This is a genomic window from Pseudomonas sp. TSO6 (genome assembly GCF_056098905.1).
In genome coordinates this window covers 307,607-322,560 of sequence record NZ_JBLZWV010000037.1, presented here as the reverse complement: position 1 = coordinate 322,560, position 14,954 = coordinate 307,607, and the positions used below count along the sequence as shown (strand labels likewise).

Here is a 14,954-nt window from a genome sequence, read left to right as displayed (position 1 = left end):
TTGTTGTGGTTATCGGGTCAGGGGTAGCTGCAGGTCACTTCGGGCTTGTCGTAGCCCAGGCTGTCCATTTCGTTGAAAGGGTGCAGGAAGCCCTCCTGCGGCGAAGTGCTGACCAGGGCGCGCGGCTGCACCAGCGGGATTGGCTGGCGCAGTTCGCCATTCCACGGGCGGTAGCTGAGTTTGCGGCCCTTGAAACCATCCAGTGGCAACTGTTCGCTGAGCAGCAGTTGCTGTAGCGCGCGGGGTTCGGCCTGGCGCAGCTTGCTGGCTGCGCTGGCAATGCTGCGCACGGCCATCCAGGCGGCAAAGTCGCGGTCATTCATCCAGCGCCCGGCCTGGGCTTCGAAGCGTTTTTGCAGCTGCGCTGCGCCAAAGGTTTCCACGGTCTTGTGCCAGCCTGTGGGGGTCAGGCCCTGAGTGCCGGCCACGGGGCGGGGGTACCAGGTCTGGTAGGGCAAGTACTCGCCAAAGTCGCCGCGCTCGTCGGCCACCAGCACCACGTCGTATTCGGCGGTTTGGGTGAACAGCGGCATGTCGGCCTGCGCGCTGCGGCGCTGGTCGTTGTCGAAGGTCCAGGTCTTCTCCGCTACCAATTGCACGCCAAAGCGCTTCACTGAGCGGCGCAGGGCGGCGGCGTAGGCATGGTCGTCTTCGGTCTGGCCCACCACCAGCAGCGCCCGCTGCCACTTGCGCAGCACCAGAAATTGCACCAGCGCATCGGCCAGCATGGCCCGCCCCGGCAGGCTGTGCAGCACATTGCCCAGGCACTGGCTGCTGCGCAGGCTGTCGTCGGGGCTGCCGGCGTTGAACAGCAGGCTGTCGGGCAGCGCGGCAGACAAAGCGCGCAGGCTGGCGGCCGGGGCATTCACTACAAACAGCCGCAGGCCCTGGTCGTGCTGCGCCTTCGCTGCCTGCAGCAGGGCCTCGGGGCTGTCGACAGTGGCGTTGGTCAGCTGGAATTGCTGCTTCAGGAAGCGCCCGGTGCTGTTGCTGTCGACAATCGCCAGTTCGGCGCCTTGCCGCCCGGCATCGGCAGGCTCAGGAATGACAGTGGACAGCAGCGGGCCGGGATCGGGGCGATAGCCCAGGTAACCGATGCCCACGTGCAGCGGTTCTGCGGGCTGATCCTGAGCGGCGGGGGCCAGGGGCGCAGACAACGTCGCGGCCAGGGCCAGCAGGCAGGTCAGGGCAAGGTGGGCAGGCTGGCGCATAACACACTCCATGGCAGATGGCGCCAGCATAGGAAGCCCGCCGGGAGGGGGAAATATGCAGAAAGTAGCGCTCGGCCGGTACCAAGGTAGTAATTCGGCGCGGGTGCCGCGGCTTTAGGATGGGGAGCACGATGGGCCACGACGCCCCGAGGAGAATCGCCTGTGCGCCTTGTCAACCTGTCGGCCCTGTGGCGGATCAACCTTTGGGTCACGCTCTGTTTCGCCCTGGTGACGCTGGCCTGTGCCGGCGTGTTGTTGCACCAGGCGGTGGCTGACGTAGAGCGTGAGTTACAGTCTGCCGAAGCGGTGGTGGCGTACCTCGGTGACACTGCCGAACACGACCCGGCGAGCCTGCAGCCCCGTCTGACCCAGAGCCTGCGCCATGTGCGGGTGCACTGGCTGGCGCCGGGCGAAGCGCCGCGGTTACCGCCGCAAACCGGGCTGGATGCCTGGCTGGGCCACCAGCTGTTTGGCGAGCGCCCCAGCAGCAGTCGGCTGCTGGAGCTGAATGACGGGCGCAGGGTGTTGATTGCGGTCGATCCGCGGGATGAGATCGACGAAGTCTGGGACTCTCTGCAGCAACTGCTTGGCCTGTGTGGCCTGGCCTTGCTGTTGAGCTTGCTGACCATTCGCTGGGCGGTACGGCGGGCCATGGGCCTGCTGGATGAGCTGCTGTGCGCCTTGCGCCAGGTTTCGGGCGGGCAGTTGACTGCGCGCTTGCGCGAGGCGGGCCTGCCGGAGGCGCGCCAGTTGGCGGCTTACTTCAACCATATGACCGCGACGCTGGAACAGGCCCGGGGCGACAATGCGCAGCTGACCCAGGCCCTGCTGGCGGCACAGGAGCAAGAGCGTACCCAGCTGGCGCAGGCGCTGCACGATGACCTGGGGCAATACCTGGCAGGTATTCGTGCCCAGCTCTGTCTGTTGCGTATGGTGGCCGAGCAACCTGCGGTGGTGACACAGACGGCGCACGACCTCGAACTCAATTGCGAGCGCCTCCAGCAAGGTTTTCGCGCCCTGGTGCACAACCTGTATCCGGTGGCGCTGCACTACATGCCGCTGGCCGAGGCGTTCGGCCTGCTGGTGAGCCAGTGGCAGGCCAGCCAGGGCATCGAGTGCCGGCTGCGGGTTGGCGAGCACTTGCCGGCGCTGCCCGGGGCGAGCAGAACGCACTTGTACCGCTTGCTGCAAGAGGCGCTGACCAACGTCGCCCGACATGCCGGCGCCAGCCAGGTGCGCGTGCGCCTGCAGCGCAGTGCCAAGGGTTTGCGCCTGTTCATTCGCGACAATGGCCGCGGTGCGCACCCGCCCCAGCGCCCAGGGGTAGGCCTGCATTCGATGGCCGAGCGCGCCCGTAGCCTTGGGGGGGAGCTGCGCATCTTGAGCCGCCCGGGTGGCGGCTGGGCGCTGGCCCTGAACATCCCCAAGGAGGTGTAATGAATATCGTATTGGTCGATGACCATGCTGTGGTCCGCCAGGGCTATGCCAGCCTGCTGCGCACGGTATTGCCGGCGATGCAGGTGCGTGAGGCCGCCAGTGGTGAAGAGGCCTTGGCCCGGGTGCAGGAGCAAGTGCCGAACCTGGTGATCATGGACTTTGGCCTGCCGGGTATCAGCGGCCTGGAAACCACCCGCCGCCTGCGCCAGCGCTTGCCGCAGCTGCGGGTGCTGTTTTTCAGCATGCACGACGAGCTGCCACTGGTGCGCCAAGCGCTGGAGGCGGGGGCCTCGGGCTACCTGACCAAGAACTCGGCGCCCGAGGTGTTGATCGAAGCGGTGCAGCGGGTGTTGGCCGGGCATGCCTACATCGAACAACCCTTGGCTACCCAGTTGGCGTGCACGTCACGGCAAAGCACCAGTGACCCGCGCTTGCAGCGCATGACCCAGCGTGAACTGGAGATTTTCACGATGCTGGCCAAAGGTACGCCGATGCGGGTGATTGCCGAGCAGCTGTGCATCAGCGCCAAGACTGTGTCCAATCATTTGACCTTGCTCAAGAGCAAGTTGCAGGTCAGCTCGCATGCCGAGCTGGTGCACCTGGGCATCAACCTGGGGGTGGTGCGGGTGGCGGGGTGAGGTGTGTCAGCTGCGCTTGCTGGGGCTGCTTCGCAGCCCATCGCGACACAAGGCCGCTCCCACAATGACCGCGTACATACAAACCGCTGTGTGTACGCGGTCATTGTGGGAGCGGCCTTGTGTCGCGATGGGCCGCAAAGCGGCCCCTGTTAACTAAACTCATTTGTCCCAGGTATCCGGGCACCCCTTGCACCCCTCCATGTTGGCCTCCTGGAAATTCCCGTAATGCTGCCGCGCCCCGCGCAAATCGGCACGCCCAAGGTTGCTCTGGCCAAACTTGGCCTCTTGCAGGTTGGCATCGCTCAGGTTGGCCCCTTGCAGATCAGCCTTGCTCAGCCAGGCCATCTCCAGGTCCGCCGCCTGCAAGTTGGCACGCTGCAGCTTCGCCCCTGACAGCCTGGCGAACTGCAAGTAGGCTGCACTGAGGTCGGCCTTTTCAAACTGTGCCCCTTGGGCGAACAAGCCCCAGCCCTGAATGGCCACCAGCTTGCTGTTGCTCAGGTCAGCCACACGCAGGTTGCTCTGTTGCAGGCTGGCGCGGGTCAGGTTGGCGCCCTGCAGCCGGGCTTTTTCCAGGTTGGCCAAGTCCAGCCGGGCATGGCGCAGGTCGGCATCACGCAGGTCGGCGCCGGCCAGGTTCATCTTGCGCAGGTCCTGGTTGGCCAGCTTGGCGCCGCGCAGGTTGGCCCCCGGGCACTGGCTGGCTTCGGCAATGACGCAGCCGTTGATGGTCAAGGGGGCATCGTTGCCATCGTCGTCGGCACTCACGGCCAAGGCAGGGGACAGTACCAACAGCAAGGCAAATGGCAGGTAGTTCATGGCGAAAGGCTCTCAGTTGGAACAGGGCATTTTCGGGGCCGCGTTGCGGCCCATCGCCGGCAAGCCAGCTCCTACAGGGACTGCACAGCCCTTGAGATCTGCACCGTAGTGTGGGAGCTGGCTTGCCGGCGATGGGCTGCAAAGCAGCCCCAGTAACGCTTTACCTCAGGCAGTCAACGCTGCGCAGTCTTGTTGTCCCAGCTCGGGATCTTGAACACCCAGAACGAGCCGCCCTGAGCCACTGGCTTGGTCAGCTCGGCCATGTCGCCGCCCCACAGCGGCACGGCGCCGCCGTAGCCCACGGTCACGCCGATGTACTGCTCGCCGTCCTGCTCCCAGGTGATAGGCGGCGAGACGATGCCGCTGCCGGTCTGGAACTTCCAAAGCTCCTTGCCCGTCTTGGCGTCGAACGCCTTGAAGAAACCGTCGCCAGTGCCGGTGAACACCAGGTTGCCTTTGGTTGCCAGCACGCCCGCCCACAGCGGCAGGTGCTCCTTGTGCTCCCACACCAGCTTGCCGGTGGTCGGGTCCATGGCGCGCAAGGTGCCGACATGGTCGTCGTACATGCGCTTGATACGGAAGCCCATGCCCAGGTACGCCGAACCCTTCTTGTAGTTCACCTCCTCGGTCCAGTATTCCTCTTTCCACTGGTTGCCCGGGATGTAGAACAGACCGGTGTCCTGGCTGTAGGCCATCGGGTTCCAGTTCTTGCCACCCAGGAACGGCGGCGAGACTTCCACCGGTTTGCCCTTGGTTTCACCCGGCAACGGCTTGGCCGGGCGTTGGCCTGGGTTTTCCACCGGGCGCCCGGTCTTCAGGTCGATATGGCTGGCCCAGGTGATGTTGTCGACGAAGGGGAAGGCGTTCTGCAGCTTGCCGTTGTTGCGGTCCACCACGTAGAAGAAGCCGTTGCGGTCGGCGTGCCCGGTGGCCTTGACCACCTTACCGTCCTTGTCCTTGTAGTCGAACAGTACCAGCTCGTTGTTGCCGGAGAAGTCCCAGGCATCGTTTGGCGTGTGCTGGTAGAACCACTTCACCTCGCCGGTGCTGGGGTCGACACCAACCTGCCCCGAGGTGTAGAGGCTGTCGTAGTCGTGAGGGTTGCCATCTTTGGAGGTACGCGCCCAGGTGTTCCAGGGGCCAGGGTTGCCAGCGCCGACGATGATGGTGTTGGTTTCGGGGTCGAAGCTAGCGCTTTGCCAAGGGGCGCCGCCGCCGTGGCTCCAGGCTTCGACCTTGCCGGTTTCGGTGGTTGGGTCGTCTGGCCAGGATGGCGCCTTGACGTCGCCGGTCGGGGTGCTGTCCTTGCCGTTCAGGCGGCCCATGTGGCCTTCGACAAAGGGCCGCATCCACACTTCTTCGCCAGTGTCCGGGTCGCGGGCGAACAGCTGGCCGACCACGCCGAATTCATCGCCGGAGCTGCCGTGAATCAACAGCACCTTGCCGCTGGTCTTGTCTTTGATCAGCACCGGGGCGCCGGTCATGGTATAGCCGGCGCTGTGGTCGCCGAACTTCTTGTTCCACACCACTTTGCCGGTGTTTTTGTCGAGGGCGATCAGCCGTGCGTCGAGGGTGCCGAAGTAGATCTTGTCGCCGAAGATGGCCGCCCCGCGGTTGACCACGTCGCAGCACGGGCGAATGTTGTCGGGCAGGCGGTGGTTGTAGGTCCACAGGCGCTTGCCGGTCTTGGCATCGAGGGCAAACACCCGCGAGTACGAGCCGGTGACGTAGACCACGCCGTCGCTGACGATGGCCTGGGATTCCTGGCCGCGCTGCTTCTCGTCGCCGAAGGAGTACGACCAGACCGGGGTCAGCTTGAACACGTTCTGGTCATTGACCTGGGCCAGCGGGCTCCAGCGCTGGGCATTGGTGCCCATGCCGTACTGCAGCACGTCCTTGGTGGTCAGGTGGTCGTTGGCGATGTCTTCCCAGGTAACGCTCTTGCCGGCAGGTGCAGTGGCCGCTGTTGCCACATTGCCCAGGGCCAGGCCACCGGCCAGTAGCAGGACGCGCACGCTCAGGGCCAGAGGGGAAAGGGCGGGTAGCGATCTTATTGTCATGGTTGCAGTTCCCAGTGGAGGTTTTGGCCTGCACAGGGTGGGGCGGGCGAGCTGTCGCGGGATACGGAAAAAATCCCGCCCTTGCCGGGAATAGTTCCCGAACGGCACCTCAATTGGCCCTTCGCCACAAGCCCTACTACCAAGGGAGTAAGGCCCGGCCACCAAAGCAGCATTCGACCATTCGCAAGCTGTTTCTAAGATGGCGGCACGGCCTCTGTGGTTGAGGCTTTGCGTGCAATGGTGAGGGCATAACAATGACAACAAAACGCAATGTGTTGCTTGCTGCAGGGCTGCTGGCTGCGGCGGTGCTGACCAGTACGGCCTTTGCCCATGGCAACGTGGTGCCCCAGGCGGTGGAGACCAAGGGCCTGACCCCGATCAAGGACGCCGGTGTAAGCCTGGACGGCGACGGCTGGGCGGCAGTAAACCCTTACCGCAGCTCGCCCGAGCACGACAAGGCCGTGGAAATCGGCGCCTCGGCCTACAACCAGAATTGCGCTGCCTGCCATGGCCTGGAGGCCAAGTCCGGCGGTATTGCCCCCGACCTGCGCATGCTCGATGCCGGTGACGCCGGGGATGAATGGTTTGTCGAACGGGTACGCCATGGCGCGGTCCGCGATGGCCGTGTGTACATGCCGAAGATGGCCGACTACCTCAGCCAGGAAGCCCTGTGGGCGGTGCGTACCTACCTGGACAGCGTGCACGTCGAGGAGTGACGGCCATGCGTCTGTTTGCCGTGTGGCTTTGTAGCTTGCTGCTGTGGTGCACGACGGCCCAGGCGCAGGTGCGCAACTACGACGCGATCATCGCCGCTGGCGAACTGAAGGTGGCGGTGTACAAGGATTTCGCGCCCTACAGTTTCGAGGACCACGGCAAGCCCCGGGGTGTCGATGTGGAGCTGGCGCAGGCGTTGGCGACCGCCTTGGGGGTGCGCTTGCAACTGATCTGGGCGCCGGCCGGGGAAAAGCTTGACGATGACCTGCGCGATTACATCTGGCGCGGCAGCCCGCTGCGCCACCAGCAGTTGGCCGACCTGATGATGAGGGTGCCCTACGACCACGCCTACGCGCAAAAACGCAACGAACTGGGCGAGCTGGAAAACGCCCAGGTGGTGATGTTCGGCCCTTATCAGCAAGAGCGCTGGCAGGTGGCCTACGACCAGCGTCGTCTGAAGTCGGTGGCCAGTGTGGCGGTGTTCCAGCAGCACCCGATCGGGGTCGAGGTGGACAGCGTGCCGTCGTTCTACCTGACTTCGGTGTTCAACGGCATGCTCAGTGCCAAAACCCACCATTACCCCGGCGTGCAGCAGGCGTTCAGCGCCATGCAGGCCGGCCAGGTGGACGCGGTGATGGCGATGCGGGGCGAAGTTGACTGGCAGCTGCACCAGGCCGCCGACCCGCAACTGGCCCTGGCGGAAAACGCCTACCCCAACCTGGGCAAGCAGGCCTGGGAAATCGGCATGGCCGTGCACGAAAGCAACCGTCAGCTGGCCTATGCCGTGGAAGAAGCCCTTGAGGTGATGATCCGCGATGGCCGGCTCAAGGCGATGTATGCCGCTTACGGCCTGCGTTACGAGGTTCCCGAGATGTATCAGTAACAAATTGCCCAGCCCCGCGGATTCGCGCAGGCAACACAACCCCCTGTGGGAGCGGGTTCACCCGCGAACACCGGCGAAGCCGGTGCCATGCACCGCGTCGGACTCTTCGCGGGTGAACCCGCTCCCACAGTGGCCTCGATACCCCTGAAGATCCTGTGTTGATCCATGGGAGCGGATCATGAACTTGAAAGCGACTTTCCTGCTGGCCTGCTGCATACCCTGGTCCGCCCAGGCTGCCACCCCAGCCCCCCAGATGGACCCGGTGCCCTCTGTGATGTGGGACTTCTACCACAAGCAGCTGCTGGGCCAGGCCGCGTTCGTCTTCGATGACCGGGTCAAGCTGCTGGCGCCGCCCTTTGCCGAGGACGCACGGCAGGTGCCGCTGGAGATCGACGCCCGGGCATTCGCTGGCGAGGTGGTGCGGATAATCGCCTGGGCCGAGCTCAACCCATTGCCGCGCATTGTCGACTTCCAGCCCGGCGAGCGCGTGTTGCCCTGGTTGTCGATCCGCATCCGCATCGAACAGGCCACCCCGTTGCGCGCCGCCGTGCTGACACGCGACGGCCTGTGGCACGTCGGCTCGACCCTGATCGATGCTGCCGGCGGCGGCTGTACCGCGCCCAGCGTGGTGCGCACCCAACCCGGCTGGGAAGATCACCTCGGTGAAGTGCTGGGCGGGCGCTACCCGCGTGGCGACAGCAGCCGCTTGCGCCTGCAGGTGGCCCACCCGATGGACAACGGCCTGGTCAGCGGTATTCCCGAGTTCTACCTCAACCATGCCGAGTTGCAAGACGTGAACGGCCAGCGCCTGGCCAGCCTCGAGCTGTACCCGGCTGTCAGCGAAAACCCCAACCTGGGCTTCGATATCCAGGGCGCCGGGCCGACCCGGCTGCTGTTGCAGGACAACAGCGGCAACCAGTTCGAGGCGGCAGTGCCCTGAGCGCGTTGCCGATTTTACCCCTGACCAGAGGCGCTCTTCATGCGTTGGATGATGCTGTTGCTGCTGTGCCTGGGGCTGCCGGCCCAGGCAGATCTGGACTATCGGCTTGCGCCCCGGCAGATAGCGGAGGGCACCTGGCTACTGGAGGGCAGCACTGACAACTTCGGCAAGGCCAATGGCGGTAATATCGTCAATACCGCGTTCATTGCCACCGACAGCGGTGTGGTGGTGATCGACAGCGGGCCGTCGAAGCGTTACGGCGACGCGTTACGCCAGGCGATTGCCGCCACCACCGACAAGCCGGTGCTGGAGGTGCTGCTGACCCATCATCACCCTGACCATGTACTGGGCAACCAGGCCTTTGCCGATGTGCCTATTGGCGCCTTGGCCGGTACCGGCGACTTGCTGCGCCAGCAGGGCGAGGCCATGGCCGAGAACATGTACCGCCTGGTCGGCGACTGGATGCGCGGCACCGAAGTGGTGCTGCCGACGGGGGTGCTGCAGCCGGGAGTCCACGAGGTGGGCGGGCACCGCCTGCGGTTGCTGGCGCTAGGCGGGCATACCGGCGCCGACCTGGCGATTCTGGATGAGAAGACCGGCGTGCTGTTCGCTGGCGACCTGGTGTTCTACGAGCGTGCCTTGACCACCCCCAACAGCCCGGGGCTTCAGGTGTGGCAAAAGGACCTGGACACCCTGCAAGCCTTGCCCTGGAAGCTGCTTGTGCCCGGGCACGGGCCGGTGGCCAGCGATGCCCGGCCGTTTGCCCAGATGCGTGATTACCTGGGCTGGCTGGATGGCCTGATGCGCGACGGCGCGGCGCGTGGCGACGACATGGCCGAGATGATCCGCAGCCCCATCCCCGAACGCTTTGCCGGGATCACCCTGACCCGTTATGAGCTGATTCGCAGTGTCAGCCATCTGTATCCCCGCTACGAACGCCAACAACTCCAGCGGGTCGACGCCAACCCCTGACGCTATCCCCAAGGGATCGCGCTTGTTTTGGGGACGCAGCCCTGTACCAAGGAACTAGAAAACTCCGCACAGCGGGCAATTGTTGGCGAACTGGCGGCAACCAAGAATTCCCGGCACACCGGGAAATTTTCCCGGGCACAACAAAAAAACCAAAGGTAGCCGTCATGACCCGATCCCCGCGTCGCCCCATGTTCGCCGTGAGCCTGGTGCTCAGCGCCATGCTGCTTGCCGGTGCAGCCCACGCCGCTGTCAGCAATGAAGAAATCCTCCAGGACCCGAAGAACCCGCAGCAGATCGTGACCAATGGCCTGGGTGTGCAGGGCCAGCGCTACAGCCCGCTGGACCTGCTCAATGCCAACAACGTCAAGGAACTGCGGCCGGTCTGGGCGTTCTCCTTCGGTGGTGAAAAGCAACGCGGCCAGCAGGCCCAGCCGCTGATCAAGGACGGGGTGATGTACCTGACCGGTTCCTACTCGCGGGTGTTCGCCGTGGATGCGCGCACCGGCAAGAAGCTGTGGCAATACGATGCACGCCTGCCGGATGACATCCGCCCCTGCTGCGACGTGATCAACCGCGGCGTGGCGCTGTACGGCGACCTGGTGTTCTTCGGCACCCTGGACGCCAAACTGGTGGCCCTGAACAAGGACACCGGCAAGGTGGTCTGGAGCAAGAAGGTGGCCGACCACAAGGAAGGCTATTCCATCAGCGCCGCGCCCATGATCGTCAACGGCAAGCTGATCACCGGCGTCGCCGGTGGCGAGTTCGGCGTGGTGGGCAAGATCCAGGCCTACAACCCGGAAAACGGCGAGCTGCTGTGGATGCGCCCCACCGTGGAAGGGCACATGGGCTACGTGTACAAGGACGGCAAGGCCATCGAAAACGGTATTTCCGGCGGCGAGGCGGGCAAGACCTGGCCCGGGGACCTGTGGAAGACCGGCGGCGCTGCGCCCTGGCTGGGCGGTTACTACGACCCGGAAACCAACCTGATCCTGTTCGGCACCGGCAACCCGGCACCGTGGAACTCGCACCTGCGCCCCGGTGACAACTTGTATTCCTCGTCGCGCCTGGCGCTGAACCCGGACGACGGCACCATCAAGTGGCACTTCCAGAGTACGCCGCATGACGGCTGGGACTTCGACGGCGTCAACGAACTGATCTCGTTCAACTACAAGGATGGCGGCAAGGAGGTCAAGGCCGCTGCCACGGCCGACCGCAACGGCTTCTTCTACGTGCTGGACCGCACCAACGGCAAGTTCATTCGCGGCTTCCCCTTCGTCGACAAGATCACCTGGGCCACCGGCCTGGACAAGGACGGCCGGCCGATCTACAACGAGGCCAGCCGCCCAGGCGCACCCGGCAGCGAAGCCAAGGGCAGTTCGGTGTTCGTCGCCCCGGCGTTCCTCGGCGCCAAGAACTGGATGCCCATGGCCTACAACAAGGACACCGGGCTGTTCTACGTGCCCTCCAACGAGTGGGGCATGGACATCTGGAACGAAGGCATCGCCTACAAGAAAGGCGCGGCGTTCCTCGGCGCCGGGTTCACCATCAAACCGCTCAACGAAGACTACATCGGCGTGCTGCGCGCCATCGACCCGATCAGTGGCAAGGAAGTGTGGCGCCACAAGAACTACGCGCCGCTGTGGGGCGGGGTGCTGACCACCAAGGGCAACCTGGTGTTCACCGGCACGCCGGAAGGCTTCCTGCAGGCCTTCAACGCCAAGACCGGCGACAAGGTCTGGGAATTCCAGACCGGCTCCGGCGTGCTTGGTTCGCCCGTGACCTGGGAAATGGACGGCGAGCAATACGTGTCGGTGGTCTCCGGCTGGGGCGGCGCGGTGCCACTGTGGGGTGGCGAAGTGGCCAAGCGGGTCAAGGACTTCAACCAGGGCGGCATGCTCTGGACCTTCAAGCTGCCCAAGCAACTGCAACAAACGGCAAGCGCCAAGCCATAAGGCGCGAAGCCTGCCGCTTGCTGCCGTGACCTGGCGGCAAGCGGCTTTACCCATCATTTCTGCTAGTTGTTAATTAGATCAATCGCTCAAATACTCGTTGGTATCGGCAAATAAACGGGTGATTTGACATGCGAGCAGAAGCCAAGCAACGCTCATTTTACAAAAGCGGCAAACTCCAGTTGCTACTGCATGCGGATTCAAGTTGTACGCAAACGCTCAGGGAGCTCGAGGTGCCGTTAGCTATCACGCATACTGCAGGTACAGGCTTATCTAATGTTACTTGCTTGGCGGTCGACGGTTTGAGTACTGCGCTTTCCACCGAAGGCAGGCTGCGCTTGGCTTACAGCCCTTACGGCTACGCTGGCGACAGCCCAGAGCAAAGCGTTGCTTTCACGGGGCAGCGATGGGACCCAATAAGCGAATGTTACCTGCTGGGAGCAGGGCGGGTGCCATATAGTCCCGTACTGATGAGGCGGACAGTGTCAGACCCCTTTAGCCCATTTGGCAAGGGTGGCATTAATAGCTACATGTATTGCAATGCAGACCCGATCAATTATACGGATCCATCTGGAAGATTGCGGTTGCCTAGTTGGCTTAGGTGGCTTGGTTCGCGTGTAAAACGCCCTAAAAAGATTAGCAGGGAGGCACTAGTTAGTATAAATGCTAAGCAAGAAAGAGAAATTGAGGCCCTACGGGCCCAGCTTGCTGCAGCTATTAACGATCGTCACGAGACATCAGTCAAAGAAGCGAGGGCTTACGGTAAAAGACTAGGTGTCGAGGAAAGCTCCAAGAAAGCAAAAGAGGAAGCCAAGAAAGCGTACGACAAGGGAGTCTCGGATGGACAGGTGATAGCGTCGGGTGCTATCGGGGTTCTAGCCCGCCCTTTACTAGAAATGGCATATGACATGGGTGGCCAAGCTGGAAGAAGTAATCGGGCAGCTTTCGCACAGATGAGAGGGTCACCAGAAGCCGGTGGCACTTTACAGATAGTAGCCGGTGGCACTTTACAGCAGCCTCACACAAACCACATCGCTGATCCAGTCCCTATACAAGGCGATATACGAACTTCGCCGGAGCCCGGTCGTCGCGCTCCGGACGTTTAGATTTTGTAGAACCACCCGCCATCAACGGAAAGGGACTGCATGATGGCAAAGGGTTAGAAACTCTCGGACGAGGCCTACTACCAAATGACGAGAGCCCCGCTGCCAACGATGCATTCGCCTGGCACGCGGGGCTTTTTACCATCGGTCCATCGCCTGTCGCTGGACAGGCATCGACCCGCAGAGGCTCAGCATGATCTACGCACAACCCGGAACCCCAGGCGCCGTCGTGTCCTTCAAGCCACGTTATGGCAACTTCATCAATGGCGAGTTCGTGCAACCGTTGGCTGGCCAGTACTTCACCAACAGCTCGCCGGTCAATGGCCAGCCGATTGCCGAATTCCCGCGTTCCACTGCCCAGGACGTCGACCGCGCCCTGGACGCCGCACACGCAGCCGCCGAAGCCTGGGGCAAGACCTCGGTGCAAGACCGCGCCCTGGTGCTGCTGAAGATTGCCGACCGTATCGAACAGAACCTGGAAGTACTCGCCGTCGCCGAAAGCTGGGACAACGGCAAGGCGGTGCGCGAAACGCTCAATGCCGATGTGCCGCTGGCAGCGGACCACTTCCGCTATTTTGCCGGTTGCATCCGTGCCCAGGAGGGCGGCGCGGCCGAAATCAACGAAGGCACTGTGGCTTATCACATCCATGAGCCGCTGGGCGTGGTTGGGCAGATCATCCCGTGGAACTTTCCGCTGCTGATGGCCGCCTGGAAGCTTGCCCCGGCCCTGGCCGCCGGCAACTGTGTGGTGCTCAAGCCGGCCGAGCAGACGCCACTGTCGATCACCATTTTTGCCGAGCTGATTGCCGACCTGCTGCCGGCCGGCGTGTTGAACATCGTCCAGGGCTTCGGCCGTGAGGCCGGCGAGGCGCTGGCCACCAGCAAGCGCATTGCCAAGATCGCGTTCACCGGCTCCACCCCGGTGGGTTCGCACATCATGAAGTGCGCGGCCGAGAACATCATCCCGTCCACCGTCGAACTGGGCGGCAAGTCGCCGAACATTTTCTTCGAAGACATCATGCAGGCCGAGCCCGCGTTCATCGAGAAGGCCGCCGAGGGCCTGGTGCTGGCGTTCTTCAACCAGGGCGAGGTGTGCACCTGCCCGTCGCGCGCGCTCATCCAGGAATCGATCTACGAGCCATTCATGGCCGAGGTGATGAAGAAGATCGCCAAGATAACGCGGGGCAACCCGCTGGACACCGAGACCATGGTTGGTGCACAGGCCTCGGAGCAGCAATACGACAAGATTCTTTCGTACCTGCAGGTTGCCAAGGAGGAGGGCGCGCAGCTGCTCACCGGCGGCGGTGCCGAGCGGCTGGAGGGCGACCTGGGCAGCGGTTACTACATCCAGCCGACCCTGCTCAAAGGCAACAACACGATGCGTGTGTTCCAGGAAGAAATCTTCGGCCCGGTGGTGGGCGTGACCACCTTCAAGGACGAAGCCGAAGCGTTGGCGATTGCAAACGACACCGAGTTTGGCCTGGGCGCAGGCCTGTGGACCCGCGACATCAACCGCGCCTACCGTATGGGGCGCGGCATCAAGGCCGGCCGCGTGTGGACCAACTGCTACCACCTGTACCCGGCGCATGCAGCGTTTGGCGGCTACAAGAAGTCTGGCGTGGGCCGTGAGACCCACAAGATGATGCTCGACCACTACCAGCAGACCAAGAACTTGCTGGTGAGCTACGACATCAATCCGCTGGGCTTCTTCTAAGGAGCACAATCTGGAAGTTTTATGCCGGTAGATTATCGGTGCCTGTGAGATCGAGCGCCGCCCGCGCGGCGCATCGCGAGCTGCGCTCGCTCCTACGGTTGTTTCGGGCCAATTATTCCTGGGGAACTTGCACGCGAACGCCTTTGCGCATGGCGTGATATTGCGTCGTACAAACCAGGCGGTCGCGCGCGCCTGTAACAGGCGTTACTGGCCAGAAACACACGTAGGAGCGAGCGCAGCTCGCGATGCGCCGCGCGGGCGGCGCTCGATCTCACAGGCGCTGAAAATCTACCGCCCTACTCGTTCCAAAGTAGCATTCAGTCCCACCGCCCCCCCGTGCATTAATGCATCTACCGGACTCCCCCGGCACAAGAAGAGGACTGCCCATGTGGAATAAACCTGCCTTTACCGACCTGCGCATCGGCTTTGAAGTGACGATGTATTTCGCCAATCGTTGATGTGCCACCCGGCCATCACTACGGTGGCCGGCTCCTCTGACTGCCCGTGGCTGAGC

At 63.4% G+C, this 14,954-nt stretch carries 13 protein-coding genes; 10 read left to right on the top strand and 3 right to left on the bottom strand.

What is annotated here, in order from left to right:
- Window positions 1-17: 17 nt before the first annotated feature.
- Window positions 18-1,211 carry an ABC transporter substrate-binding protein gene (locus tag ACN6NG_RS17645; RefSeq protein ID WP_474315234.1) on the bottom strand — a complete coding sequence of 398 codons (1,194 nt, stop codon included), beginning with the start codon at window positions 1,209-1,211 and terminating at the stop codon, window positions 18-20.
- 162 nt (window positions 1,212-1,373) lie between these two features.
- Between ACN6NG_RS17645 and ACN6NG_RS17640 the strand changes: the two genes are divergently transcribed.
- Together ACN6NG_RS17640 and ACN6NG_RS17635 are read left to right on the top strand one after the other, a co-directional pair.
- Window positions 1,374-2,648, top strand: coding sequence for a HAMP domain-containing sensor histidine kinase (locus ACN6NG_RS17640; RefSeq protein WP_474315231.1), 1,275 nt, complete (start codon window positions 1,374-1,376; stop codon window positions 2,646-2,648).
- A complete protein-coding gene (locus tag ACN6NG_RS17635) occupies window positions 2,648-3,286 on the top strand; it encodes a response regulator transcription factor (protein WP_474315228.1) in 639 nt (212 codons plus the stop codon). Before ACN6NG_RS17640 ends, ACN6NG_RS17635 begins: the two co-directional genes overlap by 1 nt.
- A 159-nt stretch (window positions 3,287-3,445) precedes the next feature.
- Here the strand turns inward: ACN6NG_RS17635 and ACN6NG_RS17630 are convergent, their stop codons facing one another.
- Complete coding sequence (locus tag ACN6NG_RS17630; protein ID WP_474315226.1) at window positions 3,446-4,105, bottom strand: pentapeptide repeat-containing protein; 660 nt, start codon at window positions 4,103-4,105, stop codon at window positions 3,446-3,448.
- 173 nt (window positions 4,106-4,278) lie between these two features.
- The gene (gene exaA, locus ACN6NG_RS17625) at window positions 4,279-6,165 is read right to left on the bottom strand and encodes a quinoprotein ethanol dehydrogenase (RefSeq protein WP_474315224.1); all 1,887 of its coding nucleotides are present in this window, start codon (window positions 6,163-6,165) and stop codon (window positions 4,279-4,281) included.
- A gap of 254 nt (window positions 6,166-6,419) precedes the next feature.
- Here exaA and pedF point away from each other — a divergent pair, with 254 nt between their 5' ends.
- The 8 genes from pedF to pqqA all read left to right on the top strand — a co-directional run bounded on the left by pedF (window position 6,420) and on the right by pqqA (window position 14,898).
- The gene (gene pedF / locus ACN6NG_RS17620; protein ID WP_016500222.1) at window positions 6,420-6,881 is read left to right on the top strand and encodes a cytochrome c-550 PedF; all 462 of its coding nucleotides are present in this window, start codon (window positions 6,420-6,422) and stop codon (window positions 6,879-6,881) included.
- A 5-nt stretch (window positions 6,882-6,886) separates the two neighbouring features.
- On the top strand, window positions 6,887-7,762 hold the full coding sequence (locus ACN6NG_RS17615; RefSeq protein WP_474315222.1) for a substrate-binding periplasmic protein: 876 nt from the start codon (window positions 6,887-6,889) through the stop codon (window positions 7,760-7,762).
- Between the two features lie 178 nt (window positions 7,763-7,940).
- Window positions 7,941-8,702: a quinoprotein dehydrogenase-associated SoxYZ-like carrier gene (locus ACN6NG_RS17610; RefSeq protein WP_474315219.1), complete on the top strand. Its 762-nt coding sequence runs from the start codon at window positions 7,941-7,943 to the stop codon at window positions 8,700-8,702.
- A gap of 39 nt (window positions 8,703-8,741) precedes the next feature.
- Complete coding sequence (locus tag ACN6NG_RS17605) at window positions 8,742-9,674, top strand: quinoprotein relay system zinc metallohydrolase 1 (RefSeq protein ID WP_474315216.1); 933 nt, start codon at window positions 8,742-8,744, stop codon at window positions 9,672-9,674.
- Between the two features lie 164 nt (window positions 9,675-9,838).
- Window positions 9,839-11,626, top strand: a complete 1,788-nt coding sequence (gene pedH / locus ACN6NG_RS17600) for a PQQ-dependent alcohol dehydrogenase PedH (protein WP_353456334.1) — start codon at window positions 9,839-9,841, stop codon at window positions 11,624-11,626.
- Window positions 11,627-11,754: 128 nt separating this feature from the next.
- Entirely contained in the window at window positions 11,755-12,729 is a 975-nt protein-coding gene (locus ACN6NG_RS17595; protein WP_474315213.1) for an RHS repeat-associated core domain-containing protein, read from the top strand.
- A gap of 190 nt (window positions 12,730-12,919) precedes the next feature.
- Entirely contained in the window at window positions 12,920-14,440 is a 1,521-nt protein-coding gene (exaC, locus tag ACN6NG_RS17590) for an acetaldehyde dehydrogenase ExaC (RefSeq protein WP_474315210.1), read from the top strand.
- Window positions 14,441-14,826: 386 nt separating this feature from the next.
- A complete protein-coding gene (pqqA, locus tag ACN6NG_RS17585) occupies window positions 14,827-14,898 on the top strand; it encodes a pyrroloquinoline quinone precursor peptide PqqA (protein ID WP_010455123.1) in 72 nt (23 codons plus the stop codon).
- The last annotated feature ends 56 nt before the right edge of the window (window positions 14,899-14,954 follow it).

Coding starts and splice junctions, on each gene's coding strand:
- ACN6NG_RS17645 (WP_474315234.1), bottom strand. CDS start 1,211: ATGCGCCAGCCTGCCCACCTTGCCCTGACCTGCCTGCTGGCCCTGGCC.
- ACN6NG_RS17635 (WP_474315228.1), top strand. CDS start 2,648: ATGAATATCGTATTGGTCGATGACCATGCTGTGGTCCGCCAGGGCTAT.
- ACN6NG_RS17630 (WP_474315226.1), bottom strand. CDS start 4,105: ATGAACTACCTGCCATTTGCCTTGCTGTTGGTACTGTCCCCTGCCTTG.
- exaA (WP_474315224.1), bottom strand. CDS start 6,165: ATGACAATAAGATCGCTACCCGCCCTTTCCCCTCTGGCCCTGAGCGTG.
- pedF (WP_016500222.1), top strand. CDS start 6,420: ATGACAACAAAACGCAATGTGTTGCTTGCTGCAGGGCTGCTGGCTGCG.
- ACN6NG_RS17615 (WP_474315222.1), top strand. CDS start 6,887: ATGCGTCTGTTTGCCGTGTGGCTTTGTAGCTTGCTGCTGTGGTGCACG.
- ACN6NG_RS17610 (WP_474315219.1), top strand. CDS start 7,941: ATGAACTTGAAAGCGACTTTCCTGCTGGCCTGCTGCATACCCTGGTCC.
- ACN6NG_RS17605 (WP_474315216.1), top strand. CDS start 8,742: ATGCGTTGGATGATGCTGTTGCTGCTGTGCCTGGGGCTGCCGGCCCAG.
- pedH (WP_353456334.1), top strand. CDS start 9,839: ATGACCCGATCCCCGCGTCGCCCCATGTTCGCCGTGAGCCTGGTGCTC.
- ACN6NG_RS17595 (WP_474315213.1), top strand. CDS start 11,755: ATGCGAGCAGAAGCCAAGCAACGCTCATTTTACAAAAGCGGCAAACTC.
- exaC (WP_474315210.1), top strand. CDS start 12,920: ATGATCTACGCACAACCCGGAACCCCAGGCGCCGTCGTGTCCTTCAAG.